The organism is Sunxiuqinia sp. A32 (assembly GCF_052690465.1).
Genome location: NZ_JBQYLI010000008.1, coordinates 37150 through 63242 on the forward strand (window position 1 = coordinate 37150; position 26093 = coordinate 63242).

General features: G+C 36.8%; 22 protein-coding genes. 13 read left to right on the forward strand and 9 right to left on the reverse strand.

Annotated elements, in window-relative coordinates; genetic code table 11:
- Window positions 1–323: 323 nt before the first annotated feature.
- On the forward strand, window positions 324–1604 hold the full coding sequence (glyA, locus tag ACUNWD_RS10085) for a serine hydroxymethyltransferase (RefSeq protein WP_445587679.1): 1281 nt from the start codon (window positions 324–326) through the stop codon (window positions 1602–1604).
- Between the two features lie 67 nt (window positions 1605–1671).
- The gene (locus ACUNWD_RS10090; protein WP_445587680.1) at window positions 1672–2424 is read left to right on the forward strand and encodes a sulfite exporter TauE/SafE family protein; all 753 of its coding nucleotides are present in this window, start codon (window positions 1672–1674) and stop codon (window positions 2422–2424) included.
- 43 nt (window positions 2425–2467) lie between these two features.
- Here ACUNWD_RS10090 and ACUNWD_RS10095 read toward each other — a convergent pair whose 3' ends face one another.
- Entirely contained in the window at window positions 2468–3661 is a 1194-nt protein-coding gene (locus ACUNWD_RS10095; RefSeq protein ID WP_445587681.1) for a serine hydrolase domain-containing protein, read from the reverse strand.
- A 95-nt stretch (window positions 3662–3756) separates the two neighbouring features.
- On the opposite strand from ACUNWD_RS10095, the gene ACUNWD_RS10100 reads away from it, so the two are divergent.
- Together ACUNWD_RS10100 and ACUNWD_RS10105 are read left to right on the forward strand one after the other, a co-directional pair.
- The gene (locus ACUNWD_RS10100; RefSeq protein WP_445587682.1) at window positions 3757–5742 is read left to right on the forward strand and encodes a hypothetical protein; all 1986 of its coding nucleotides are present in this window, start codon (window positions 3757–3759) and stop codon (window positions 5740–5742) included.
- A 28-nt stretch (window positions 5743–5770) separates the two neighbouring features.
- Window positions 5771–7378, forward strand: coding sequence for an arylsulfatase (locus ACUNWD_RS10105; RefSeq protein WP_445587683.1), 1608 nt, complete (start codon window positions 5771–5773; stop codon window positions 7376–7378).
- Between the two features lie 71 nt (window positions 7379–7449).
- On the opposite strand, the gene ACUNWD_RS10110 is transcribed toward ACUNWD_RS10105, so the two are convergent.
- The 4 genes from ACUNWD_RS10110 to ACUNWD_RS10125 all read right to left on the reverse strand — a co-directional run bounded on the left by ACUNWD_RS10110 (window position 7450) and on the right by ACUNWD_RS10125 (window position 10563).
- On the reverse strand, window positions 7450–7842 hold the full coding sequence (locus ACUNWD_RS10110; protein ID WP_445587684.1) for a DUF3276 family protein: 393 nt from the start codon (window positions 7840–7842) through the stop codon (window positions 7450–7452).
- Window positions 7843–7999: 157 nt separating this feature from the next.
- Window positions 8000–8683, reverse strand: a complete 684-nt coding sequence (locus ACUNWD_RS10115; RefSeq protein WP_445587685.1) for a M48 family metallopeptidase — start codon at window positions 8681–8683, stop codon at window positions 8000–8002.
- Window positions 8684–8969: 286 nt separating this feature from the next.
- The gene (gene rpe, locus ACUNWD_RS10120; RefSeq protein ID WP_445587686.1) at window positions 8970–9626 is read right to left on the reverse strand and encodes a ribulose-phosphate 3-epimerase; all 657 of its coding nucleotides are present in this window, start codon (window positions 9624–9626) and stop codon (window positions 8970–8972) included.
- 70 nt (window positions 9627–9696) lie between these two features.
- A complete protein-coding gene (locus ACUNWD_RS10125; protein WP_445587687.1) occupies window positions 9697–10563 on the reverse strand; it encodes a sigma-70 family RNA polymerase sigma factor in 867 nt (288 codons plus the stop codon).
- Window positions 10564–10945: 382 nt separating this feature from the next.
- Here ACUNWD_RS10125 and rho point away from each other — a divergent pair, with 382 nt between their 5' ends.
- Complete coding sequence (rho, locus tag ACUNWD_RS10130; protein ID WP_445587688.1) at window positions 10946–12700, forward strand: transcription termination factor Rho; 1755 nt, start codon at window positions 10946–10948, stop codon at window positions 12698–12700.
- A 71-nt stretch (window positions 12701–12771) separates the two neighbouring features.
- Here the strand turns inward: rho and ACUNWD_RS10135 are convergent, their stop codons facing one another.
- The gene (locus tag ACUNWD_RS10135; protein WP_445587689.1) at window positions 12772–13557 is read right to left on the reverse strand and encodes an MBL fold metallo-hydrolase; all 786 of its coding nucleotides are present in this window, start codon (window positions 13555–13557) and stop codon (window positions 12772–12774) included.
- A 157-nt stretch (window positions 13558–13714) separates the two neighbouring features.
- On the opposite strand from ACUNWD_RS10135, the gene ACUNWD_RS10140 reads away from it, so the two are divergent.
- From ACUNWD_RS10140 to hemH, 7 genes are all read left to right on the forward strand, one after another.
- The gene (locus tag ACUNWD_RS10140) at window positions 13715–14074 is read left to right on the forward strand and encodes a hypothetical protein (protein ID WP_445587690.1); all 360 of its coding nucleotides are present in this window, start codon (window positions 13715–13717) and stop codon (window positions 14072–14074) included.
- Window positions 14075–14154: 80 nt separating this feature from the next.
- Entirely contained in the window at window positions 14155–16236 is a 2082-nt protein-coding gene (locus ACUNWD_RS10145) for a TonB-dependent receptor (RefSeq protein WP_445587691.1), read from the forward strand.
- An 8-nt stretch (window positions 16237–16244) separates the two neighbouring features.
- Window positions 16245–17477: an MFS transporter gene (locus ACUNWD_RS10150; protein WP_445587692.1), complete on the forward strand. Its 1233-nt coding sequence runs from the start codon at window positions 16245–16247 to the stop codon at window positions 17475–17477.
- Between the two features lie 11 nt (window positions 17478–17488).
- On the forward strand, window positions 17489–18865 hold the full coding sequence (hemN, locus tag ACUNWD_RS10155) for an oxygen-independent coproporphyrinogen III oxidase (protein WP_445587693.1): 1377 nt from the start codon (window positions 17489–17491) through the stop codon (window positions 18863–18865).
- Complete coding sequence (gene hemG, locus ACUNWD_RS10160; protein WP_445587694.1) at window positions 18866–20218, forward strand: protoporphyrinogen oxidase; 1353 nt, start codon at window positions 18866–18868, stop codon at window positions 20216–20218.
- A 7-nt stretch (window positions 20219–20225) separates the two neighbouring features.
- Window positions 20226–21128 carry an oxygen-dependent coproporphyrinogen oxidase gene (gene hemF / locus ACUNWD_RS10165; RefSeq protein WP_445587695.1) on the forward strand — a complete coding sequence of 301 codons (903 nt, stop codon included), beginning with the start codon at window positions 20226–20228 and terminating at the stop codon, window positions 21126–21128.
- 34 nt (window positions 21129–21162) lie between these two features.
- Window positions 21163–22179, forward strand: coding sequence for a ferrochelatase (gene hemH / locus ACUNWD_RS10170; RefSeq protein WP_445587696.1), 1017 nt, complete (start codon window positions 21163–21165; stop codon window positions 22177–22179).
- Here the strand turns inward: hemH and ACUNWD_RS10175 are convergent.
- The gene (locus ACUNWD_RS10175) at window positions 22167–22907 is read right to left on the reverse strand and encodes a nucleotidyltransferase family protein (RefSeq protein WP_445587697.1); all 741 of its coding nucleotides are present in this window, start codon (window positions 22905–22907) and stop codon (window positions 22167–22169) included. The genes hemH and ACUNWD_RS10175 overlap by 13 nt on opposite strands.
- Before the next feature lie 113 nt (window positions 22908–23020).
- On the opposite strand from ACUNWD_RS10175, the gene ACUNWD_RS10180 reads away from it, so the two are divergent.
- The gene (locus ACUNWD_RS10180) at window positions 23021–23443 is read left to right on the forward strand and encodes a Spy/CpxP family protein refolding chaperone (RefSeq protein WP_445587698.1); all 423 of its coding nucleotides are present in this window, start codon (window positions 23021–23023) and stop codon (window positions 23441–23443) included.
- Between the two features lie 57 nt (window positions 23444–23500).
- On the opposite strand, the gene ACUNWD_RS10185 is transcribed toward ACUNWD_RS10180, so the two are convergent.
- Complete coding sequence (locus ACUNWD_RS10185) at window positions 23501–24025, reverse strand: VOC family protein (RefSeq protein WP_445587699.1); 525 nt, start codon at window positions 24023–24025, stop codon at window positions 23501–23503.
- A gap of 147 nt (window positions 24026–24172) precedes the next feature.
- On the reverse strand, window positions 24173–26068 hold the full coding sequence (gene cysN, locus ACUNWD_RS10190) for a sulfate adenylyltransferase subunit CysN (RefSeq protein WP_445587700.1): 1896 nt from the start codon (window positions 26066–26068) through the stop codon (window positions 24173–24175).
- Window positions 26069–26093: the final 25 nt, after the last annotated feature.

The following is a 26093-nucleotide window of genomic DNA, read 5'->3' on the forward strand; positions in this document are numbered from 1 at the left end:
ACAAAAAGCAGAAAATAAAATCTGCTGACGTTATTCATGCTCTTGATATTGGTAATACTTATAATGAATTCGCTGGTTTTAGCATAGAAAATAGTCCCTATACTATAACTGGCAATAGCAAGAATACTACCGATTATGCTCAGAATAATAGTCGCCGAAAGTAACAGTGGTTTATCTTGTAATCTCATACTCAATTTAATTAGTTTAAAGGTGCTTGTTTAAAGCTTGTTCAAAAATATCAGTTTTTTCTAATAAAAACTGCTTTTTAACACCTTTAAAAAATTGTACATTTGTGCTTTGATTTTAAAAATAAAAATTTCAAGATGAAGAGAGATCAACTTGTATTCGACATTATCGAAAAAGAACGCAAGCGCCAGTTGAGTGGCATTGAGCTAATTGCTTCTGAAAACTTTGTTAGCGAGCAAGTAATGCAAGCAATGGGTTCTGTAATGACCAACAAATACGCTGAAGGCTATCCGGGTAAAAGGTATTATGGAGGTTGTCAGTTTGTTGATATGACTGAGCAATTGGCTATCGATCGCATCAAAGAGCTGTTTGGTGCCGCTTATGCAAATGTGCAACCACATTCGGGAGCGCAGGCAAATGCAGCTGTTTTGAGTGTAATTTTAAACCCTGGTGATAAATTTCTAGGCTTGGATCTTTCTCACGGTGGCCACTTGTCTCATGGCTCTCCTGTAAATTCATCTGGGATTTTATATCAGCCAATTGCCTATCACGTATCAGAAGATACCGGACTGGTTGATTATGATGAGATGGAAGCATTGGCATTGGAACACAAACCAAAACTAATTATTGGTGGTGCTTCTGCTTATTCACGCGAATGGGATTATGCAAGAATGCGTGCCATCGCTGATAAAGTTGGTGCAATGTTTATGGTTGATATGGCTCACCCCGCAGGTTTAATTGCTGCAGGATTGCTTGAAAATCCAGTTAAATATGCACACATCGTTACTTCAACTACTCATAAAACACTTCGCGGACCTCGTGGTGGTATTATCTTAATGGGTGAAGATTTTGAGAATCCATTTGGATTTAAAACTCCTAAAGGTGTAACTAAGATGATGTCAGCAGTATTGGATTTTGCTGTATTCCCGGGACAACAAGGTGGACCACTTGAGCATGTGATTGCATCAAAAGCGATTGCATTTGGTGAAGCGTTGGATCCATCATACAAAACATATCAGGCACAGGTGCAAAAGAATGCGGCTGTAATGGCTCAGGCTTTTGTAGATAAAGGTTATAAGGTTATTTCAGGCGGTACTGATAATCATAGTATGTTAATTGACCTTCGCACTAAATTCCCTGAGTTGACTGGTAAAGTTGCTGAGAATACTCTAGTTCAGGCTGATATTACGATTAATAAGAACATGGTTCCATTTGATAGTCGTTCACCGTTTACAACTTCAGGTTTAAGAGTTGGTACTCCTGCCATTACTACTCGTGGTTTAAAAGAAGATCAAATGCCAGTTATTGTTGACTTGATTGACGAAGTACTTGCAAATGTGGAGAACGAAGCTGTAATTAGCAAGGTTCGCGGAAAAGTAAATGAATTGATGGAAGATTTGCCGTTATTTGCATGGTAAAACCTGTCTCTAAAATATAGAGAAAAGGCATCTTGTAAGATGCCTTTTCTTGTTTAATGCAAAAATTATGGAATGGTATTTCTATTTAGCACTTATCGGTGTTGGACTGGTTGCCGGTTTTATTAACACAGTAGCAGGAGGTGGTTCCATGCTTTCACTTCCATTATTGATGTTTTTGGGCTTGCCGGCAAATGTGGCAAACGGAACCAACAGGGTAGCCATTCTGCTACAAAATATAGTCGGTGCAAATACTTTCAGGCAAAAGAAAATTCTAAACCTTAAAACTGATTACCGGCTGACCGTTCCTGCAATTGTTGGAAGTATTTTTGGTGCTTTTATTGCCGTTGAGATTGATGAGCACCTTTTAAGGAAGATTATTGGTGGTTTAATGGTTGTAATGTTGCTGATCGTAGTATTAAAGCAAGAAGCATGGGTAAAAGACCAAGCAGGGAAAGTCCAGGCAAAACCAACGGTCTTGCAATACATTCTTTTCTTTTTTATCGGATTTTACGGTGGTTTTATTCAAATGGGAGTAGGATTCTTGCTCCTTGCCGGACTTGTTATGGGCTGTGGATTTGATTTGGTGAAAGCAAATGCGATAAAAATATTAATAGTTCTTTTTTACACCATATTTGCTCTGGCAATCTTTATTTATAACGATCAGGTGGACTGGATCTGCGGCTTACTGCTTGCAGCTGGAAATATGCTTGGCGCATGGTTGGGAGTGAATTTTACAGTGAAGGGTGGTGCCAGGTATGTTCGATATGTATTAATTCTGGCATTGATAATGGTGACAATAAAATTACTCGGTATAATTTAAAAAGCAGGAGCTCAAATGATAAACTCCTGCCTTTAAATGCTATTTATTTTATATTTTCTTCTACTTGATTAGTTTCAGGTTCCTCAGTTTCCTGAGGGTCAATCTGATTGAGGAAAACACGTGCAATTTTATTGATAGTTGATTCAATTTCTTCATTTTTTAAGTTTGTACACATACTAAGCACCAACTTTTGTTCCGGATAAACCATTAAAATTGAACTTCCGCCAGAAACAGAACCTAGCTGAATATATATTTTTCGGTCATACTCATCAGCAGTTACCCACCATCCAAATCCACGATTTGTTTTTATGTTAGTACTTAATCGATTCGGAGTGAAAAACAAACTAAGGCTTTCCTCATTGAAGAATCCTGGCTCAAGTATTGTTTGTCCTGCTTTATTTAAATCGTCAGATGTCGATAAGAATCCGATGGAGGGGGCTATACACCTTAAATCAGTTTTAGGAGCATTAACCAGACGAGCAATGTAATCCTGCGAGTAACAATCGCTTCTGTTCTCGATAATTAAAAATGGATTGTCTATAGTTGTTGATTTTAGCTGAAGTGTATCCAGTATAATTTCCTGCACCAATTTTTGATAGTATGTACCAGTTACTTGTTCCGCAAGCATTCCCAGTAGTCCAAAGCTATAATCAGATTTTTGAAAATAGGAGTTTGGTTTGTACACTAATGAATCATTCTCAAAATAACTTATATAGTCCTTAAGCGATTTTACTTCTTCGTTTTTTATCAATTGATCCGTTGCATTGTCATAAAAACCAGCTGAATTCACTCCTAAAAGATAAGGGCTGAAATCCCACTGTTTACGGGGATAATCCTTGATGTAATCATAAAATGAACCTTTTAAGTCAATTTTTCCTTGTTCCTGCAGTTTTGCAATGGTGAAAGCCGTGAACATTTGGGAGGTATTTCCAATTCGAAACTTTGTTTCTCTATTCACTGGAACTTTTAGCTCTTTGCTGGCGTAGCCAAAGCCTTGAGACCACACTAATTGGTTGTTGTGCGAAATAGAAATTGATGCCCCCGGAGAAAATGAGGTATACATATACGTTTTGATCAATTCAAAACTTTCCTTAATCGGTTTTTTGTAACTCTTATTCACAATGAGTTTCTTTTCATTTTTCCCTGACTGACACGAAGAAACTCCGATTAGTAACCCAGAAATAATTAGTAACTTAATAATCGAATAAAGTTTTTTCACCTCTATTGTCTTTTTCATTTTTAAAAAGATTTTGAGTAATAGTACTTGTAATATGGATAAAACTTGTTAATTTTTGAGGCTGAAAAATAATAAAATCAAATCAAAACCTGAACATGATCCAGCATAAACAGCTAATTACTTTGTTTTTGCTTTTTATCACTGGTTTGGCAGTTGGTCAAACAGATGATGAATTGATGTTTAAAGAGAAAGCACAAGAGTTTCTAAATCAAGTTTCTGACTCTTTTGAGCTTCCTTCTCCAAAAAGCGATGACGCTCAGAAATATTACTGGCCTTACCTAATGGCGAGACTCGAATTATTTGGAAATGACGATCAGATTGATGAAAAATACATAAAGATATTGAGCCAGGATTTGACAAATTATTATGGTTTGGTTGGATCAATTCGAGCTTTATATCGCTATCCAGACTGTTTTGTATTGCAGGAAAACATGCAAGTAATGGTCAAAAATGTATTTGAAGCTGTAGACGGAAGCAATGCATGGACCGGAGAGGGAACAGAAAGTCAGGTTTCAATGTATCGGACAAGCGGATTTTTATATGCTCAAAAGGCCTTGGCTTTTGGTAACTATTTTGGTGATTTAGCAGAACGATTAGCAGAAATGAAGACTTGGATACTTGACTGGTCTTCAAGAATCTATGAGGTTGGAAGTGGTGAGTTTAATTCCAGTAAATATGGCGTGTATAATTTATTAGGCTGGATTAATCTATACGATTATTCAGCAGATGAAGAAGTAAAGCTGGCTGCTCGTGCAGTCCTTGATTATTATGCTGCAGAAATGGCTCTTCATTACAGTTATGGGTTGGTTGGTGGAGCAGAATTAATGGGTACATCACCAGCAAGGCAAAAGGAAACTGCTCTTTATTTTTTAAACTGGCTTTGGTTTTCAACTGATTCTGAAGTTAATTTTTCTGGTAATAACTACATCCAATTACTATACGCTGCTACCAGTGCTTATCGACCACCAAAGGTATTAGTTGATTATGTCCGGCAAAAACCTGTAAATCCAGAGTGGTACTTAAATAGTAAGCCAGCATACTTGTTAGATCAGCCATCTTTTAATAAAGAGTATTATTATCGAACCAAGAACTACACTTTGGGTAGTTTAATAAGTACGTACGGTGGCTGGACTAAAATGGGCAGTGAGATTGTAAATTGGAAATTAATTGTGAATAATCAGGATACAATCTCGGAAGTTAGAGGAAATGGAGCTTTCTGGGGTAATTCTGATGGTCTTGGGAAAGATCCATGGACACAATGGGGGCAGTATGAAAATATATTAATTCAATTGACGAAGGTTCCAGTTACAGCCAAAGAATTGCATGAGGAAATTTCTAAAATGAGTGAAGGCTGGGATCGAAAATGGAAACGTGATTTCAAAAAGAGATTTCCTACCGATCGAACAAAGAATAGTCTTTTGAATAATCCAAAAAATCGAGAAATTGATAATATTTCTTATGTCTATTTCCCAAAGGATTTGAGAATAAAGGAAGAAAATGGTATATGGTTTATTGATTTCGGAGTTGTTTATATGTCGATTGTCGGAATTCCAGCCTATCAAAATACCAATTTAGCATCTAGTCGTAATCAGAATGTACTGTCAGTAAAAAATGATCCGGGGAAAGTATGTGGATTTGCTTTAGAATTGCATGATTCTGATGAATTTGAAAATTTTGAAGCCTATCAAAGTAAATTTATTCGGGAACACATAATGTATCTCGATCCAGAAACACAATTGCTTACATATGAGTCATTTGGAGGGGGGCATATAGAAATGTTATTTCAGGATGTTGGTTTCTTCCAGGAGCCAATAGTTAATTGGGGATATGGTATAGACGAACCAAAGGTTCTTCAACATTTAGCGCCATTTGAACAACCGCAATGGCCCGTGAAAGGGGGGACTGGAACGCTTCCTGTTTTTATAGCCGGGAATACTAGGTATAATTATGATGAGAGGTGGCCCGTTTTTTCCGGCCCGGTTATCAATCTTGATCATTCGATTTTGACAATTTCTTTTGGCGGAAATACATATCTGGTTGATTATTCAAATCAGGTTCCGGTATTTTCCGAAAACGAATAATTCCCAATCGGGAAAAACTTTATTAAATATGAATCGAAGGCTTGCTAAAATTCCGATAACTGTATTTTTTATCTCTGTAGGTGTTGTTTTCTTGTTTTCGTGTCAATCCGAGAAAAAACAAAAATCTCAAAGGCCAAATATCGTAATTATCCTGGCAGATGATATGGGTTACTCAGACATAGGCTGCTTTGGAGGAGAAATCGAAACTCCCAATATTGACCGAATGGCAGCTGAAGGCCTTCGTTTCACTCAGTTTTATAATGCTGCCCGCTGTTGTCCTACCCGGGCTTCTTTGTTGACCGGTTTGTATCCACATGAAGCAGGGATGGGAGGTATGGTTCATTCAGGTAGTAATTCAAAAGGACCTTATCAAGGTTATTTAAATGATGAATGTGTGACAATTGCTGAAGTACTAAAAGAAGCTGGTTATTATACTGCAGCTTCTGGTAAATGGCATGTTGGTGAGGAGCGTCCACATTGGCCTGTTGATCGTGGTTTTGATAACTACTTTGGATTAATTAGTGGCGCAGCCAATTATTTCGATATTAGCAAGACCAAAACGTCTAATGTGTCACGTCATTTTGCGATCGACAGTACTGAATATATTCCAAACTCGGATGATTTTTACATGACTAATGCCATAACGGAAAATGCGATAAAATATTTGAAAGTTGCTGAGGAAAAGGAACAACCATTTTTTATGTATTTAGCATATACTGCTCCTCACTGGCCGCTTCACGCCTTGCAGGAGGATATTGACCGGTTTCGGGGGAAGTTTATGAAAGGTTGGGATCAACTTCGAATTGAGCGCTATGACCGAATGGTGAAAATGGGAATCATTGAAAAAACTTGGGATGTGAGTGAGCGAGATCCGATGGTTAAAGCCTGGAATTCCCTAACCGAAGAAGAAAAAGATCGAATGGACTTATTGATGTCAATTTATGCAGCTCAGATATATAGGATGGATGTTGGAATAGGCAAAATATTTGATCAATTGGATGCGATGGGAGAAACCGATAATACACTTGTATTGTTTCTTTCTGATAATGGTGGATGTCATGAAGGAGGAATTTGGGGTGGTGATTTTTGGGGAAATTTTTGGGACGGAGATGCAAGACCTGGGTCAGGAGAATCTTATCATACTTATGGTCGATCTTGGGCAAATCTCAGCAACACGCCATTCCGGATGTTTAAGCATTGGGTTCATGAAGGAGGAATATCGACACCATTAATTGCCCACTGGCCTCTCGGTATATTTGATAGGGGAGGAATTACTTCTCAGCCGGGTCATATCATTGATATTATGGCTACTTGTTGTGATATTGCGAATGCAAATTACCCAAAAACATATAAGGGGAAAGTAATTAAAGCAATGCCTGGAAAAAGTTTGAGGCCTATTTTCGAAGGCGAAATAAGAGATCAGCATGATGCGATTTGTTGGGATCATGAGGGAAATAAGGCTATTCGGATGGGAGATTGGAAGCTAATCTCAAAGCACAAAGGAGAATGGGAACTATATAACCTTAACATTGACCGTACAGAGTTAAATAACCTTGTTGAAATTGAAAAAGATCGGGCAGAAGAATTGAAAAAATATTACTCTGAATGGGCAAACCGGATTGGTGTAAGAAAATAGAAAGATTGGTAGGAAAGTTTATGCAAAAAAAAAATCCCGCGAAAGCGAGATTTTTTCAGAGGTGATTTCTATTAGTTGTTTAAATCTTCAAATTCAACACTGGTGTAATCTTTGCCGGTCACTTCATCTTCTTTTTCGAATGTTTCAGTTTCTTCCGCCAACATTTCAGTGTCTTCTACAGGTTCATTGCTTTCAATAAAGTTTATCACTTCACTTAAGCCATCTGTGAACTTTTCAAAATCTTCTTTGTAAAGAAAGATCTTGTGTTTCTCAAAGTGGAACTTGCCATCCTGATCAAATTTCTTTTTACTTTCAGTGATCGTTAGGTAGTACTCATCCTTGCGGGTTGATTTTACATCAAAAAAATAGGTTCTTTTACCAGCCCTTACAGCTTTTGAATAAATCTCTTGCCTGAACTTGCTATCGACCTCATTCTTTTCATCATGTTTTTCAAAGCCATCCATCTTGCTCGTTTTTAGTTATTTCCATAGTTTCTTTTCCAAAAGTAAAAAAATATTTCGAAAAATATTAAAAAATGTTAATAAACACCTCTATGGTTTTGTTAAACTTATGTTCGTTTATCTTAACGACTTTGCCTTTATTTTAAAGGCCTTGTAAAAGTTAATTATTCAAATTATAGTATTTAAGCGCCTCTGGCATAATTTCCTGCAAAGCAGCAATTCTTTTAGAATCAACCGGATGAGTACTTAAGAATTCTGGTGGCTTAGATCCACCTTGTTGAGCCATTCTCTTCCAAAATTCAACAGCTTCGTTAGGGGCATAACCAGCCATTGCCATAAATATTAGTCCCATTTTATCTGCTTCATATTCATGAGTTCGTGAAAAGGGAAGCATTACACCAACTTGAGAACCAACTCCGTATGCAGTTGCGAATAGTGCCTGAGTTTCTTCTGGCTTGTCCTTAATTGCCTCTGATAGCGCCACTCCTCCAAGTTGAACAATTAATCCATGACTCATTCTTTCGTTACCATGTCTGGCAACTGCATGAGCAATTTCATGTCCCATAACAACAGCCATCCCTGCTTCATTTTGTGTAAGTGGTAATATGCCAGTATAGAAAACGACTTTTCCGCCAGGCATGCACCATGCATTGGGTACATCATTTTCCACCAAATTGAATTCCCATTTGAAGTTTTCAATGTAACTCTCAAATCCGTTGTTTTTTAAGTATAATTCAACAGCTGATGATACTTTACTTCCAACTTTTTTGAGCATGTTAAGTTGTTGCTGATTAGTTGATATCTTGTTTTCTTTCAGAAAATCATCGTAGCTAGTTAAACTCATTTTTACCATATCGGATTCGGGGAGTAGGTTTAGCTGATTTCTTCCAGTTAAGGGAACAGTACTGCAACTATTTAAAAAGGTTAAAGATCCCAAAAGGAGGATTGCAAATGCCAAATTTTTTATTGTCGGGGATTTCATAGGTATTTAATATAAAGTTGTAAAGTGAAATGTATTTTCAATTAATTGATCAATATACTTAGAACAGCTTTCAATTTTAATTGTTGTATGCTTGCCTCAATATTATGAGTGGAAAATTCACAGGCCGCCACAAATGTGTTCGGCAGTTTTATAATTCTTTCAATTTGGAAATGGTTTCAATTGGATTTTCTGATTGAAATACAAAGCTTCCGGCTACCAAAATATCGGCTCCTGCGTCAAATAGCTTTTTACCGGTTTCATAATTAACTCCGCCGTCTATTTCAATTTTGCAGTCTGATTTTTTAGCAGTTATCAATTCTTTGAGCTTGTGCACTTTGTTGTATGTGTTGTCAATAAAGGTTTGTCCGCCAAAGCCCGGATTAACAGACATTAATAATACCATATCAAGATCATTAATAATATCTTCTAGAAAGTGAATAGGTGAATGAGGATTTAAGCATACACTTGCTCTCATACCTTCATCCTTAATACTATGAATTGTTCGGTGTAAATGTTTGCATGCTTCTAAATGAACAGTTAATATGGATGCACCAGCTTTGGCGAATTCTTTAATGTATCGGTCCGGATCAATTATCATAAGATGAACGTCAAGTGGCTTCTGTGCAATTTTTGAAACTTGGGAAATTACAGGGATTCCAAATGAAATGTTAGGAACAAAAACTCCATCCATAACGTCGCAGTGTACATAATCTGCATCACTTTTATTAATCATTTCAATATCTGCTTTCAAATTTGTGAAATCTGCTGCTAATATTGAAGGGGCAATAAGTCTCTGATTACTCATATAAATAATTTTATCCCAAAAATATAGTTTTGGGGATTGAGTTCGAAGCGAAAATAGGATATTTTGTCTTTTATCTGCCTAAATAGGCTTTCAGTAGTCGATTGCGGTAATTATTTTTCAGCTTTTTAATTGATTTTTCTTTAATCTGGCGAACTCTTTCGCGAGTAAGACCAAAAACATCACCAATTTCTTCCAGTGTATGCTGTCTGTAGCCATTCAATCCAAAATAATATTTAATGATTTCAGATTCTCTTTCTCCTAGAGTTGAAAGCGTGCGCTCTATTTCCTTACGAAGTGAAGAATCAATTAAGCCATTGTCCGGGCTGGGAGATTCGTCATTCAGCAATACATCATACAAGCTATTACCATCTTCATCTTTCAACGGAGCATCCATAGATACATGATGGCTAGAAACCTTCATAGAATCTTCAACCATTTCAGTGGTCGTTTCCAATATTTTGGCAACTTCTTCCGGAGTGGGTTCCCGCTGGTATTCCTGCTCCAATTGAGAAAATGTGCGGTTGATTTTATTAATGGACCCTATTTTGTTTAAAGGAAGTCTTACAATTCGAGCTTGTTCAGCAAGCGCTTGTAAAATAGATTGCCGAATCCACCACACTGCATATGAAATAAATTTAAATCCTCGTGTTTCGTCAAATCTTTGAGCAGCTTTGATTAAACCTAAATTACCTTCATTAATTAAATCTGGTAAACTCAACCCTTGGTTTTGATATTGTTTGGAAACGGAAACTACGAAACGTAAATTAGCTTTAATAAGCTCTTCCAAGGCTTCACGATCACCTTTTTTTATACGTTTTGCAAGTTCAACCTCTTTGTCAGCACTTAATAAATCAACTTTGCCAATCTCATGAAGATACTTATCAAGTGATAATGTTTCCCGATTGGTAACCTGCTTTGTTATTTTTAGTTGTCTCATTGCTTAAATATTCCAAACTTAGCTTAATCCATTATACGCAAACAAACAAAAACTGATCTGGTTTTATCTTAATTCTTTGTGAAAATAGTTATAAATGTTTTGAATTTAGAAAAAGTATTTAGATTTTTCATGAACACTATCAAATTAATTGTAAACCATGCATTTTTCTTCATGAACAAACTAAAAAGGTAATTTATTGTTTATTTGTTTTGTAACAGTATTAGAAATGTTCTTATAAAAAAGAAATAATTTTGGGGATTATGGACATATTCGTTATTATTGCAAAATAATTCGTATTTGAACTCGAATCCATTTTTATTTCTTTATCCTATAACTTGTTTACTACACCAGATTTCCTGGGATTAATTAATTACCAAAAACTATGTATGATATTATCGAATTAAGCAGAAAGCTGGTTCCCGATCTTCGGGAAATTGCCAAAGAGCTTAAAATTAAAAAAGTTGAATCTTACAAAAAACAGGATTTGATTTATAAAATCTTGGATACCCAAGCAATTATTGCCTCAGAAAAGAAATCTGATCCATCAAAAGATAGAATTCAAAGACAAAAGCAAGATTCGAATAAACCTGTGGTTGAAAAGAAGAAATTTATTTCACCATTGGACCGTAAAGGATCTGATTCTGAGCAAAAAGATCGGAAAAGAAAACGGACCACTGTTGTAAAAGCAGGTGGTATTTTTGACAAAGCTCAGTCAAAAAACATAGGAGATAGAAAAGACGAAAAACCTCCTGTTAAGAAAATTGAATTAGAAAGTAAAAAGATTGATAAACCTGTTGAGGAAAAAAGGGTTAAAGTTGAAGTAAAACCAGCCCATCAAAATGTTCCTAAACAGGAAAAAGCTGCTCAAGCAACCCAACCAACTCAACCAACTCAACAATCCAATGTTGCGCACGATCATAAAAAAGATCAGCAGCCGAGGAAAGGGAAGTTCCAGAAATGGGATAATCAAGGTAAACATAAACAAGGAAACGGATCTGGAGAGAAACCTTATGAGTTTGAAGGAATCATTACAAATTCAGGTGTGTTGGAAATTATGCCTGATGGTTATGGGTTCTTAAGATCTTCGGATTATAATTATCTGAATTCACCTGACGATATTTATGTTTCTCAATCACAAATTAAACTGTTTGGATTGAAAACTGGTGATACAGTGGAAGGTACAATTCGACCTCCAAAAGAAGGTGAAAAATATTTTCCATTGATTAAAGTTCTTGAAATTAATGGACGTACACCAGATTATATCCGCGACCGTGTTCCTTTTGATCACTTGACTCCTTTATTTCCAAATGAGAAGTTTAATCTGACAGGAAAAGGACATGATAATATCTCAACGCGTGTTGTTGATTTGTTTGCGCCTATTGGGAAGGGACAACGTGGTTTAATTGTAGCCCAGCCTAAAACCGGTAAAACCATGTTGCTAAAGGAAATTGCAAATGCAATTGCAGCAAATAACCCAGAGGTTTATATGATTGTCTTGCTAATTGACGAACGTCCTGAGGAAGTAACCGATATGGCCAGAAGCGTTAACGCTGAGGTTATTTCATCTACTTTTGATGAACCTGCTGATCGCCATGTACGTGTTGCCGGAATGGTTCTTGAAAAAGCAAAACGACTGGTAGAATGTGGACACGATGTGGTAATTCTATTGGATTCAATTACTCGTTTAGCAAGGGCATATAATACAGTAGCTCCTGCATCTGGTAAAGTGCTTTCTGGTGGTGTTGATGCAAATGCATTGCATAAACCAAAGCGTTTCTTTGGTGCAGCACGTAACATTGAAGAAGGTGGTTCGTTGACAATTTTATCAACTGCGCTTACAGAAACAGGTTCTAAAATGGATGACGTTATCTTTGAAGAATTCAAAGGAACTGGTAACATGGAACTTCAACTTGACCGTAAACTTTCGAATAAACGTATCTTCCCAGCTGTGGATATTGTTTCTTCAAGTACGCGTCGTGAAGACTTGTTGATGTCCAAAGGAGTTATGGATAAGATTTGGATTCTGCGCAATTATCTTGCAGATATGAATTCGATTGAAGCAATGGATTTCATCAAGACAAGAATTATGAAAACTGATTCAATTGAAGAGTTCCTGATTTCTATGAATGATGGTTAATGAACTAAATCATTTCTAATATATATCTAGCCACTTTGGATTTCCAGGGTGGCTTTTTAATTACATAAAAATCATAAAAATTCCAGAATCTGTCCGGTTTTTAATTGCGAGATCTTAAATTGGTCATGAAAAGCTGCAAGGGCTGGTAGTTCTGTACAGTGAGATGGATGTAAATGCTGAATGTTTTCGTTGTGAAAATAATGAATCGTTTCTTTTGTCTGTCGGTTGTTGTGTTTTAAATGAAAGCCACCAATAACAGCGTGGATTTTATTGATGCCAGTCACTTTTTTGGCATACTCGCATATATTGCATATTCCAGAATGGGAGCAACCTGAAACTATTACGATGCTTTCTCCTAAAATGAATGCAAGGGCAGAATCGTCAGGTACAAAATCATCATCGCCATTTTCATTAATAAAAGGTGTGACTTGTGATTCAAAATCAGTTAATCTTGGAATTTCTCCTAAGTACCAGATATGATTTGAAATTTGGACAGGTATTTTTGAGGTTGTGAGAATAAATTGGTATTCTATTTCTTCTTTTAACATTGAAAGTCCTAATGGAGTCCTATCTGTCTTTCGATATCTTTTGATAAACGATTTTGGGTGTGTGAGAAGTGGCTTATTTTGAATATATTTTAGTCCATTTCCATGATCCCAGTGTCCGTGGCTAAGTACTATCTGGTCAACTTTCTCGAGAAGGTCAATGCCCATCTTTTCTGCATTTCTGACGAAAATGTTACTATGTCCGGCATCAAATAAAATAGAAATTTCTTCATGTTCAATGAAATAGGACAAGCCGTGTTCTGCGTAAAATTTTGATCCTGCGACATTCTCAGTAAGTACCGTTAACTTCATAATTGTATTTTGATTGAAGAAAATGCGAATATAATGAACAAATGGTTGTTATTAGTGTCAGCAAACGTCTTTTCTATTTTGTAAGGTTGATATTTGTCAATGACTAGTTGGTATGGTCGTTTTTTTATATTTTTAAGCTTGTTAAAAAGAGGACCAGATGTTTACTTTCGGCATTTTCAGTACACATATTCCATATTTAATTTTTCTTGGATTTTATCTGAGTTATTTTCTTTTTTCATATCATTCGGATACAAAAAAAGAGAATTTTGATGATTTTGTTTCCGAAGGAAAGCACATTTTGTGTGATACAAAAGTTAGCCAGAACACTGATTGCGCTTTTTATATAGATTTTCTTAAAGATCGAAAGGATAAAATTACAGTAGAAGTAATAGAGAATATTCCAGTATTTATACCAAATATTACAGTTATTCCGGGACCTGGAGGCCAGTTGAATTTTCTTTTGCCTTTAAAATTTGCTGGATTGGTTGTAAGTCGGCCACCTCCTTCGTATATTTAATTTTTGAGTTAACTGACCTTTATTTTTAAGAGTTTGAGAGAATTTATCACTCATTTTCTTAGTTCATAAAATTTTAATAGATGTATAATAAACTATTGCTTGCAGTTTGTCTGCTAATCATAGCACAAACAACTTTTGGAGAGGGAGAGGTAGCGGATTCAACCGTTTATAAAACATTAAATCTGGGTGAAATAACCATTAATTCAGCAAAATATAATAGCGATGTTTTTCGTCTGCCGGCTGCAGCGTCAAAATTATCAGCGAACGTTATTATTGAAAATAAAATTGAAAACCTGACCGATTTATCAGGAGTGGTGCCGAACTTTTTTATGCCTGATTATGGTTCGAAACTAACTTCACCCATTTACATACGTGGAGTTGGAACGAAAATTAATTCGCCATCAGTTGGTGTGTATGTTGATAATATTCCTTACCTGGATAAGTCAGCATTTAATTTTGATTTTCAGGATATTGAAAGTATTGATGTTTTGCGTGGTCCACAAGGTACGTTATATGGAAGAAATACCTTGGCAGGGCTTATTAACATTACTACCATGCAACCCAAGCCAGAGCGTTTAACATCCGTTTTAGTAGACTATGGCAGTTATAATCAACTGAAAACACAGATTTCACATAATCAGCCAATTACAGAGAAGCTAGGCATGATTGTTAATCTCGGAAGAACACATCACGATGGTTTTTTTACCAATGTATATTTGGATGAGTCAGCAGATGAGTTGGATAGTTATTCTGGGAGAATGAAATTGAATTACGATGCCTGCTCAGTCTTCAACACTCAATTAACATTACAATACGAAGACAGCAAACAGGCTGGTTATCCATATGGCTTATATGATTTGGATACCCAAGAATCGGAAGATGTGAACTACGATTATGCTAGTGGTTATGACCGAAAAATGTTTTCAAGTGGTTTGGCGATGAATGCAAACTTTGGATCTGTTTACATTAGCTCTGCAACCAGTTATCAAACAATCGATGATGTGCAGATTATAGACCAGGACTTTACTCCAGCAAGCTTGTATATGGTTGATCAGAATCAGAAGCAGCATATGTTTGCACAGGAAATTAATGTGAGTTCTGAAAAAGGGAAAGCCTATGAATGGTTGTTTGGTGGATTTACATTTAGTCAAAATTTTGACAAAGAAGTCTATTTGGAATATGGAACAGACGCTCCCCGTGTTTACAACTACACTAAAACATATGATAATTCTATATCCGGTTTTGCTTTTTATCACCAATCTGTTTTAAACCTGGGTAAATTTACATTCAATGGTGGTTTACGCTTTGATTACGAAAAGGCGACGTTGTTATATAATCATGAGGTAAACACGAATGGTGTTCCAAGTCATGGTGGAGATGCAGATTTAAATATGGATGAAACCAAGGTTTTGCCTAAATTTTCAATTAAATATGATATTACCGAAAATATTGCACCATATTTTACTTATACAACTGGGTACAATTCCGGTGGTTTTAATTCCACTTTTGAGCGGGATGAAGATCGTTCGTTCGATGCTGAGAACAGTTATAATTATGAAGGCGGAATTAAGCTTCATTGTCCTGTGAATAATATTTTTGCCAGTGTCAGTGCATTTTATATGGACTGGAGGAATCAACAAGTTTATCAACCTGTTCCAAGTGGTCGGGGATCTATGTTGAAGAATGCAGCAAAGTCGGAGAGTAAAGGTTTTGAAGCTGAAGTTAGATATAAACCCAACCCAAAATTGGAAGTTTGGGGAATGTATAGCTACAACAAGGCTGTCTACGTCAAATATCAAAGGGATGAGGATACTGATTACAGCGGAAACTATCTTCCTTTTGCGCCACGCTCCACATACAATTTGGGAGGTAAGAAAACATTTACTATTGACAGCAACCTAATTGATAAATTTAGTTTTCAATTGCAATATCAAGGTTTTGGAAAAACGTATTGGCACGATTCTAATAATGCATGGCAAGATACATATGGTTTGCTAAGTGGTAGAATGTCATTTCAGAAGAAGAATATAACATTAAGTTTGTGGTCGAAAAATATATTCGATACAGATTATAATGCTTATTATTTATCATCTGTTGGGAAGAATTTTGCACAGCCTGGTAAACCCGCCAGATTAGGAGTTGCTCTTAAAGTACGTTTTTAACAAATTGTATGCAGAAAAAGGAATTTGATAAGTATTTTACACTGCTGAGCCTATACCTGGCACAGTCCATTCCAATGAGTTTTTTCTCTACGGTGGTGCCGGTAATTATGCGAATGGAGAGCTATTCGCTGGAATCTATTGGATATATTCAATTGATAAAGTTGCCTTGGATTGCCAAATTTTTGTGGGCTCCAATAGTCGATAAAAGCTGTAAATCACCGAAGCACTACAAAAGGTGGATTTTGCTATCTGAATTGATTTATGCAATGGTGATTATTAGCATTGGCTTTTTCAATTTGCAAGCGGATTTTTCGACCATTATTGCATTGATGGTGATTGCCTTTACTGCATCAGCAACTCAGGATATTGCAACCGATGCTTTTGCCATTCTTTCTTTGCGAAAAAAGGAGCGAAGTTTGGGGAATAGCATGCAGTCAGCTGGTAGTTTCCTGGGAACACTGGTTGGAAGTGGCGTATTGCTTATCATTTACAGCTCGTTTGGCTGGACCTATTTATTATTTGGCTTAGCTGGTTTTGTGTTGGTGGCGTTAATTCCATTGACCTTGTACAAAAGCAAACCAAACAAAGAAATTAAACCGAATCCGAAGAAAGTCACTTTGTATGAGTTCGTTTTGTTTTTTAAGGAAGCTTCAACCATTCGGCATTTGCTGGTTCTCATTCTGTTTTATTCCGGATTGATCGGCATTTTGACTATGGTGAAACCTTACCTGGTTGATCTAGGGTACAGCATTAAAGAAATTGGGTTTATTTCCGGAATTTATGGTACAGCTTGCGGTGCTTTAATGGCTATTCCTGCAGGAATTATTATCCGGAAAATTGGTTTGGGAAAATCAGTCTATCTATTTGCTTTTTATAATTTGATTGCTGCATCTTTCTTTTTGTTCCTTACCTTTACAAACCATCCGTTGTACCTTATCTACGTTGCAGTTTGCCTGCTTTGGTCGGCATATGCCATGTCTTCGGTGTTTATTTATACACTGTCAATGGCTATTGTACGAAGTGGGAGAGAAGGCACCGATTTTACCATCCAGATCGTAATAACACATTTAAGTAGCTTGTTTATCGCGGTTTTTAGTGGAAAATTAGCTCACAAGTTCGAATACAGAGGGCTTTTCATTGTTGAACTGTTACTTTGTATTCTGGTTATAGTTTTACTGCCGGTTATTTTCAAAAAAGAAAAATACGTTGAAGGTGATCCGGCTCTTGATAATAATCAATAATTGATCGAAACGTGAAGATACCACAAGAATTAATAGAAAAATATAATGTTCCGGTTCCAAGGTATACCAGTTATCCACCGGCTAACTTTTTCACCGAGGATTTTGGAACTGAAGATTATTTAAAAGCTGTCACTGAATCCAATCAGAAGCAGCCTGAAAATATTTCGATATATATCCATATTCCATTTTGTACGCAACTTTGTTTGTACTGTGGTTGCAATACGCATATTACCAAAAATAAGGAGTTAATGGGACAGTATGTGTATGCATTGAAGAAAGAAATTCAGATGATCAGTCCTATGCTGGATAAAGGACGAAAGGTTTCCCAGGTTCACTGGGGAGGTGGAACGCCAAATGCTTTACCAGCTTCTTATATTGGTGAAATAATGGATTTAATCCATGCTAATTTCAACTTTATTGAGAATCCGGAAATCGCTGTTGAATGTAATCCTGCCTATTTGGATCAAACGTATATTGATCAATTGGTCTCTTTTGGATTTAACCGCATAAGCATGGGAGTGCAGGATTTTCAGGAAAAGGTATTAAATGCTGTTCATAGAGAAGTACCTTCAATCCCAATTTCGGAACTGGCAATAATGATCAGAAAACACAAAGGAGTAGCTGTTAACCTTGATTTTATTTATGGTTTGCCATTTCAAACTCCTGAATCTTTTGGAAAAAGCATTGATAAAGCACTTCAGATTAATCCTGATCGTCTGGTAACTTTTTCATATGCTCATGTCCCATGGGTGAAAAAAGCGCAACTTAAACTGGAAGAATACGGCTTGCCTGCTCCGGAAGAAAAAGTGAAAATGTTTGAAACAGCCTGGGCTAAGATGACTAGTGCCGGATATACAACAATTGGACTTGATCATTACGCTAAACCTGAAGATGATATGGCTCAGGCACTCCAGCAAAAGACCTTACACCGAAACTTCCAGGGGTACTGTACCCGCGAAACGACTGGTCAGGTATATGCTTTTGGAGTTACCGGAATCAGTCAGCTTGAAGAGGTATATTCGCAAAATGCACGAACAGTAAAAGAATACATTGAAAATATCGAGCAGGGAACTATTCAAATTGTCAAGGGGTATTCGATGACCGAAACGGACAAAATTACCCGAATGATCATTAATGAGATTATGTGTAATGAATATATGAATTGGCAGCAAATCGCCGATGCATTTAATTATTCCGTTGATGAGATTAAAGGTACTCTGGATTTTAATGAACGTAAACTGGATGGATTTGTAGAAGATGATTTATTAACTTACACAAAAAGTGAAATTACCATTTCTCCAATCGGACGTTTCTTCCTGCGCAACATTGCCGCAGTATTTGATGTTCGAGTGAAAGATGGTGATAAAAAATTCTCCAAATCAGTATAAATGAAAACAAAAGTCGGAATCATTGGTGCTGGTCTTACCGGTTTAACCACAGCTTATTATTTAAAGAAAAAAGGAATTGATGTTCAGCTTTTTGAGAAAGCAGATCGAGCAGGAGGTGTAATTGAGTCTGTGCAAAAGGATGGTTTTCTGTATGAGAAAGGTCCTAATTCGGGTGTACTTGGACAGCCGGAAGTAATGGCGTTGGTGGAAGATTTGGGAGATGCTGTTAAGTTGGAAATTGCTGATGCTTCTGCAAAATTTCGGTGGGTTTGGAAAGGTGATCGTTGGCATGCATTGCCTTCCGGCTTAATTGGTGGAGTAACAACCCCACTTTTTAAGTTTTCAGATAAACTTCGATTATTGGGAGAACCTTTTCGCAAGGCAGGAAACAATCCGAATGAAACATTGGCCGATTTGGTATTACGCAGGATGGGGAGGAGTTTTCTCAATTACGCAGTTGATCCATTTGTGTTGGGAATATACTCTGGAGATCCGAATCAGTTAATTCCCCGCTTTGCTTTGCCAAAATTGTACAATCTGGAGCAGAAATACGGTAGTTTCATTGGTGGATCAATTAAAAAAGCAAAAGAACCAAAATCGGATAGAGATAAAAAAGCAACACGGGAAATCTTCGCGTTTCAAGGGGGCTTGGGAAGTTTGATCGGCGCATTGATTAATGGAATTGGTAAAGAGCATATTCAATTAAATGCAAAGGATATAAAAGTTGAGAAGTCCTCATATGGGAAATACCTGGTTTCCTATACTAACGGGAAAAGTCAGGAATTTGATAAATTAGTTTTTACGGCTGGTGCTTATCAACTAAAAGAGATTTTTCCATTTATTGCTGAAGAATTAGCCGAAAAAGTGCAGGCAATGCAATTCGCCAAGGTAATTCATATCTCCCTCGGCTTTAAAAAGTGGGAGGGAATTGATCTGAAAGCTTTTGGCGGATTGGTCCCTTTTATTGAAAAACGCGACGTGCTTGGAGTGTTATTCATGTCGTCTATTTTTAAGGGGAGAGCGCCTGAAGGTGGTGCACTTTTGTCAACTTTTTTAGGCGGCATTCGGCGTCCGGAAATGGTTGATATTTCGGATGATGAAGTCAAGAAAGTTGTTGAGCGGGAAATGAAATCAATGATGGGATTAACAAAATGGGATCCTGATTTGTTGGTTATTAATCGTTATCAGCACGCTATTCCGCAATATGGAATTGAGTCGGAGGGAAAACTGAAAGCTATTCAAGAAATTGAGGCTCAGTTTCCGGGTTTAATCATTGCGGGTAATGTCAGGGATGGTATCGGCATGGCTGATCGTATTAAACAGGGAAAAACGTTGGCTGACAGCATTAATTAATTTGAATATGCAATACGAAAAGGTAGCAACTACCTATCGAAAACTACAACAGGAAATTTGTACCAAGCTGGAACAAGCAGATGGAAAGTCATCTTTTATTACAGATGAGTGGGAAACAGGAATTGGCTCAGGAGCCACTATGGTTTTTACGAATGGAGATGCCATTGAAAAAGCGGCAGTAAATTTCTCTGCAGTAAAAGGATCTGTTTCTGAAAATATGAGAAAATCACTAGATATTGAAAGTGGTGCTTCTTTTTCGGCGACCGGAATATCTTCCATTATTCACCCCCAAAATCCCCATGCTCCAATCACTCATATGAATGTGAGGTATTTTGAGTTGGACTCAGGAATTTCCTGGTTTGGAGGTGGTGTAGATTTAACGCCGCATTATGTGAATCTAAAAGAAGCATCCTGGTTTCATCAGCAACTAAAAGAAGTTTGCGATCCGTTAAAGCCAGGAATCTACGATAAGTATAAAGTTTGGGCCGATGACTATTTCTATTTGCCACATCGAAAAGAAACCAGAGGCGTTGGTGGTATATTCTTTGATCATGTAGCACCAGTAGATGAGAGGAGGTTTGATCAATTATTTGCTTTTACTCAGGAGCTTGCAAACGCGTATCCACGAATATATATTGAGTTGTTGAATAAAAACCGAAATAAAGATTTTACAGAAGCAGAAAAACAATGGCAGATGCTTCGGCGGGGAAGATATGTCGAATTTAATCTTTTGTATGACCGGGGAACAAAATTTGGCTTGGATTCCAGAGGAAGAACAGAATCCATCTTTTTAAGTATGCCGCCATTGGCTTCCTGGGAATATCAAAATGTACCGGAAGAGGGAACGAAAGAAGCCGAAACTTTAAGATGGCTAAAAAAAGACATAGATTGGCTGCATGTAATCGATTGACTTCATAACTTTACTTGAAATAAAAAACCAAATCATGGACAATTCAAAAAGAACCGCTGTTATTTTGGCAAATATTGGAACTCCTGACAAACCAGAAGTTGGTGCAGTTCGAAGATATCTTTTCGAATTTTTAAATGATAGGAGAGTAATTGATTTACCCTGGTTTTTTCAAAAGTTATTGGTCAATTTGATTATTGTTCCATTTAGAGCTCCCAAATCAACCAAAATATATAAAATGCTGTGGACGGATGAGGGGTCTCCATTATTAGTTAATGCAGAAAAAAATAGGCAAGATTTGCAGAAGTCGCTGGGTGATAAGTACGAGGTTTACATTGCGATGCGTTATCGAAAGCCATCCATAAATTCTGTTCTAAATGAAGTGAAGGAAAAGGGGTTTGGTAAGTTGGTGGTCATTCCAATGTTTCCACAATATGCATCGTCCACCACAGGAAGTATTGGGCAATATGTGGCTGAAAAAATTTCGAAGTGGTATGTTATTCCGGAATATCGTATGATCAGTCAATTTTATGATCATCCTCAATTTGTTAAGGCTTTTGCCGAACGGATTAATTCATATAATCCTTCAGAGTACGATCATATCATCTTTTCGTATCATGGTTTGCCGAATCGCCAAATAGATAAAACACACCCAAGTATAGATTCAACAAAATGCACCTGTGAGAAAGAACTTCCAAAACACGGTCATTTTTGCTACAAGGCAACCTGTTACGCTACCACACGTCTTTTGGCAGGTGCATTGGGCCTTTCGCCGAAAGATTATTCTGTAGCTTTTCAATCGCGATTAACACGCAATTGGCTGAATCCGTTTGCTGATGAAATGGTTGTTGAGAAAGCAAAGCAAGGCGTGAAAAAGCTTTTATTTGTGGCACCGGCATTTGTTGCAGATTGCCTTGAAACCACGGTTGAGATTGGCATTGAATACGAAGAGTTATTTAAAGAACATGGAGGAGAGAAATTGCAATTGGTAGAAAGCTTAAATGACCATCCGGCCTGGACAGAAACTTTGCGTCAGTTGATTCATTCCGTTTGATCTAATTTTGTCACTATACGTTTTGCTTCTTCAATCTGGTCGTATTTGCCCAAGTCCATCCAGACAGAAGTTTCGTCAATATAAGCTTTTATTGAATGTTTTTTTGCCAGTCGCAAATACAAATCAATAATCGAAAACTTTCCATTTTCTTCTATTAAATTCAATAGCTTTGGACTTAACACATGGATGCCACTAAATGCAAATTTTGCTGCGTTCTCAATTTCTGTTGGCCGACTAACTTTTTGCTCACCTGTTTTTGTGTTCTCCCATCCACATAATAATCCATCAGTATTGAAAAGTAAATATCTGGAACTTTGTCTCTTTCGAACCACAAGAGTTGCCAGCGCATTGCTTTTTTTGTGATAGTTAATTAATTCCTGAAAATTGAGATCAGATAAAATGTCAACATTCATTACTAAAATAACGTCTGTATCCTGAAGCAGAGCTTTTGCTTTCAATAATCCACCTCCAGTATCCAATAACTCATTGCGCTCATCAGATATTGAAATGGAGATATTCGGTATCGAAAGGTTTTGTACAAAATTGATAATATCATCTGCAAAATGATGGACATTAATTATAATGTCTTCGAAGCCACTGCTTTTAAGCTTCAGTATACATCTTTCCAGCAATGTTTTATCATTTATCTTAACAAGAGCTTTGGGAGTATTATTTGTTATTGGTTGTAGACGGGTGCCAAGACCAGCCGCAAAAATCATGGCTTTCATAGGAATCAATTTTTAGCAAAAATAAATTATTTAACGATGATAAATAATTTTAGAGCAATTAAACGTTTTTAATTTGACTAGGTCTAAAAGACTAAATTTCAAAATTGAAAACGATGAAACTTACAGGAATTTTATTATTTGTATTACTGGTTGTTAGTCAAATTAGCTATGCACAATCAGAGCAAGGTCAACGAATGAGTCAAGAACAGCGTAATGAAATGATGGCTAAAAATCTTGGTCTGGATGACGCTCAAAAGGCTAAGTTTGAAAAAATTAATGCAAAGTATCAAGAAAAGACTTCTGGTTTTCGTGAAAAAATGAGGTCAGCGACTGACGAAGAACGTCGTGAACTTTTTGCAGAGATGAGAGAAATTAGAAATGCTCAAAACAAAGAAATTAAAGAAATTCTGACTGATGAGCAAAAACAAAAGTTTGATCAAATGCAAAAAGAAAGGGAGCAAAGGTGGCAAAATCGTGGTAATGGAGAACGAAGAGGGGGAAATCCAAGAAACGGTGATGTTAGACCTGGGAAATAAATTTTTATATGTAGAGGCTGCACTGCAAGGTGTCAGCCTCTTTTTTTATTCATTCTATTATTTTGGTCCAATTAATTCAAAAAAGTTTCCATCCGGATCTTGTATCAATACAAAAAGTCTTTGTTCATCGAGTTTGATTGGAGTCTCTCCCAGCAATTCAATATTGTACTTCTTAATACGTTCTAAAAAAGGAGTCATCGATTTTACCAGAATGGTAGTGTATTGCATTCCGGTGTCATCAGACATGTATTTTTGTTTTGGATGATTCGCCTTTTTTCCAAAGCTCATAACTTTCCATTCCTGCGCATCATCGCTATCTTCAAGCTTCAGAACAGTTACGTCAAAAGGAATTCCGTTACTTAATCCACTACGTTTCGCAAATTCTGCATCAACACTAAATCCAGGCCTTTTAACCATTCCAAGAACATTCATATAAAAGTCGAGTGCAGCATCCATATCTTCAACAACCACGCCCACCTGGATCGTGTTTTTTGCAAAATATTGAGATAAATCCTGGGCAATTGTGGTGTTTGCGCAAACTGATAGAAAACCAGCAAATAAAAAAATATAAATTGATTTCATTAGTAGAATTTTTTGGTTTCAGGCAAGATATTAAATATCCAACTATTTATTCCTATAATAATGAATATTAATATATAGATTAAGTGATGGCTAAAAAAAAGGGCTTATCAACTGATAAACCCTCTTGGCTAATATAACGTATTTGAGTTATTTCAACGGAAAAATCGTTTTCTCCCTTAAGTATTCAATAACCTGTTCCGGATTATTCCCGTTATTTTCAGGTTTTAAAGTTAAAGCTGGATTTGTGGGAACATCAAAAGTAATATCCACACCTGGTACATATTTTACGTTTTCATTTTGGTATAGCTCTGGTCTATTCTTTTTACAATATTCCAGATCAGCATCCATATAAAATAAATGGAACCTATTTTGTCCAATAATCTCGGCTACCTGATTTCTAATATCGGCATCCGGAGAAATGAATGAGCAAATTGTGATAATTCCCTGATCATTTAATAGTCGACAAACTTCAGCTACTCTACGTAGATGCTCTGCTCTATCGGTTGGAGAATAATCCAATTCCTTTGAAAGGCCGGAACGAACAGAACTGCCATCTAGCAAAACAACTGTTGCTCCCATTTCAAATAATTGTTTTTCAAGGCTAAACGCCATTTCGTTTTTACCCGATCCATGAAGTCCATTTACCCAGAGTGTTGCTCCTTTTTGATTGTAGCGACTTTGATACGCTTCATCACTAATTAATCCAAGTCCTGCTTTTATTTGATCGCGATCTTTGTCGCTTATTCTGGACGGAAGTTGATCAGAGCCTAAACGGTCAATAATCATCCCCACAGCAACTGTATTATGAGATACAGGATCAATCAATACAAAAGAACCGGTATTTTTATTCTTCTTATAAGGATCGAAAAACAATGGTTTATTCGTTGTGAAAACCACTCGTCCAATTTCATTCAATTCAAAATAATCAATTTCAGATTTTTGAAGAGTGTTTACATCAACCTTATATCGAATTTTATCAATTCTAGCCTTGGTGTTATTATTCGCATGTTTAATGAGAAAATGGGTACTTGGATCCATCGGTTTTTCATCCATCCATACAAGCATGGATTCAAAATGACGCTCCATCCGAGGCTGATTGTCTGGATAAACAATCATATCTCCCCTTGAAATGTCAATTTCATCTTCCAAGGTAATGGTAACCGATTGTGGTGGAAATGCTTCGTCCAACTCACCATCATAAGTGGTAATACTTTTAATGGTGGATGTCTTTTTCGAAGGAAGTACCATAATTTTTTCACCTTTTCTGACAATTCCGGAGGCGACTTTGGTAGAGAATCCGCGGAAATCACGATCTGGGCGAAGTACATACTGAACAGGATAACGCATATCATCGAAATTTCTGTCAGAGCTGATGTGTACCGTTTCCAAAAATTCCAACATTGATTTTCCTGTATACCAAGGCATTTTATCGGTCTTTTCAACCACATTGTCTCCTTTTAACGCAGAAATTGGAATGAAATTAACGTCTGGAATATCCAATTGTGCAACAAAGTTTTTATAGTCTACACAAATGTCATCAAACACTTTCTGATCAAAATCAACCAGATCCATTTTGTTTACAGCCAGTACCACGTGTTTAATGCCTAGCAATGAAACTAAGAATGTATGCCTTCGGGTTTGCGTGATCACACCTTTACTCGCATCAATCAAAATAATGGCAAGGTTTGCAGTTGAAGCACCAGTAACCATGTTGCGCGTATATTGCTCGTGTCCCGGAGTATCTGCAATAATGAATTTACGCTTGTTTGTGGAGAAGTAACGATAGGCTACATCAATAGTGATACCTTGTTCGCGTTCGGCTTTTAATCCGTCTAGAAGTAGGGCATAGTCAATATCATCTCCGGCATGGCCAACACGTTTGCTATCTCTTTTCAAAGCAGCAAGTTGGTCTTCATACAGACGTTTACTGTCAAAAAGTAAACGGCCAATAAGTGTCGATTTTCCATCGTCTACTGATCCTGCTGTTAATAAGCGGAGCAAATCCTTTTTTTCATCCTGGTCAAGAAATGCTTTTATATCCATTTGTAAAGTGTATTCAGTTAAAAAT

Bases quoted from the DNA above. Each gene is read 5' to 3' on its own strand.
- ACUNWD_RS10135 (WP_445587689.1), bottom strand. From the start codon at position 13,557: ATGAAGTTAACGGTACTTACTGAGAATGTCGCAGGATCAAAATTTTAC.
- ACUNWD_RS10110 (WP_445587684.1), bottom strand. From the start codon at position 7,842: ATGGATGGCTTTGAAAAACATGATGAAAAGAATGAGGTCGATAGCAAG.
- hemG (WP_445587694.1), top strand. From the start codon at position 18,866: ATGAAAACAAAAGTCGGAATCATTGGTGCTGGTCTTACCGGTTTAACC.
- ACUNWD_RS10145 (WP_445587691.1), top strand. From the start codon at position 14,155: ATGTATAATAAACTATTGCTTGCAGTTTGTCTGCTAATCATAGCACAA.
- ACUNWD_RS10115 (WP_445587685.1), bottom strand. From the start codon at position 8,683: ATGAGTTTAACTAGCTACGATGATTTTCTGAAAGAAAACAAGATATCA.
- ACUNWD_RS10180 (WP_445587698.1), top strand. From the start codon at position 23,021: ATGAAACTTACAGGAATTTTATTATTTGTATTACTGGTTGTTAGTCAA.
- ACUNWD_RS10185 (WP_445587699.1), bottom strand. From the start codon at position 24,025: ATGAAATCAATTTATATTTTTTTATTTGCTGGTTTTCTATCAGTTTGC.
- glyA (WP_445587679.1), top strand. From the start codon at position 324: ATGAAGAGAGATCAACTTGTATTCGACATTATCGAAAAAGAACGCAAG.
- hemH (WP_445587696.1), top strand. From the start codon at position 21,163: ATGGACAATTCAAAAAGAACCGCTGTTATTTTGGCAAATATTGGAACT.
- rho (WP_445587688.1), top strand. From the start codon at position 10,946: ATGTATGATATTATCGAATTAAGCAGAAAGCTGGTTCCCGATCTTCGG.
- rpe (WP_445587686.1), bottom strand. From the start codon at position 9,626: ATGAGTAATCAGAGACTTATTGCCCCTTCAATATTAGCAGCAGATTTC.
- ACUNWD_RS10095 (WP_445587681.1), bottom strand. From the start codon at position 3,661: ATGAAAAAGACAATAGAGGTGAAAAAACTTTATTCGATTATTAAGTTA.
- ACUNWD_RS10090 (WP_445587680.1), top strand. From the start codon at position 1,672: ATGGAATGGTATTTCTATTTAGCACTTATCGGTGTTGGACTGGTTGCC.
- ACUNWD_RS10100 (WP_445587682.1), top strand. From the start codon at position 3,757: ATGATCCAGCATAAACAGCTAATTACTTTGTTTTTGCTTTTTATCACT.
- ACUNWD_RS10175 (WP_445587697.1), bottom strand. From the start codon at position 22,907: ATGAAAGCCATGATTTTTGCGGCTGGTCTTGGCACCCGTCTACAACCA.
- hemF (WP_445587695.1), top strand. From the start codon at position 20,226: ATGCAATACGAAAAGGTAGCAACTACCTATCGAAAACTACAACAGGAA.
- cysN (WP_445587700.1), bottom strand. From the start codon at position 26,068: ATGGATATAAAAGCATTTCTTGACCAGGATGAAAAAAAGGATTTGCTC.
- ACUNWD_RS10140 (WP_445587690.1), top strand. From the start codon at position 13,715: ATGTTTACTTTCGGCATTTTCAGTACACATATTCCATATTTAATTTTT.
- ACUNWD_RS10125 (WP_445587687.1), bottom strand. From the start codon at position 10,563: ATGAGACAACTAAAAATAACAAAGCAGGTTACCAATCGGGAAACATTA.
- ACUNWD_RS10105 (WP_445587683.1), top strand. From the start codon at position 5,771: ATGAATCGAAGGCTTGCTAAAATTCCGATAACTGTATTTTTTATCTCT.
- ACUNWD_RS10150 (WP_445587692.1), top strand. From the start codon at position 16,245: ATGCAGAAAAAGGAATTTGATAAGTATTTTACACTGCTGAGCCTATAC.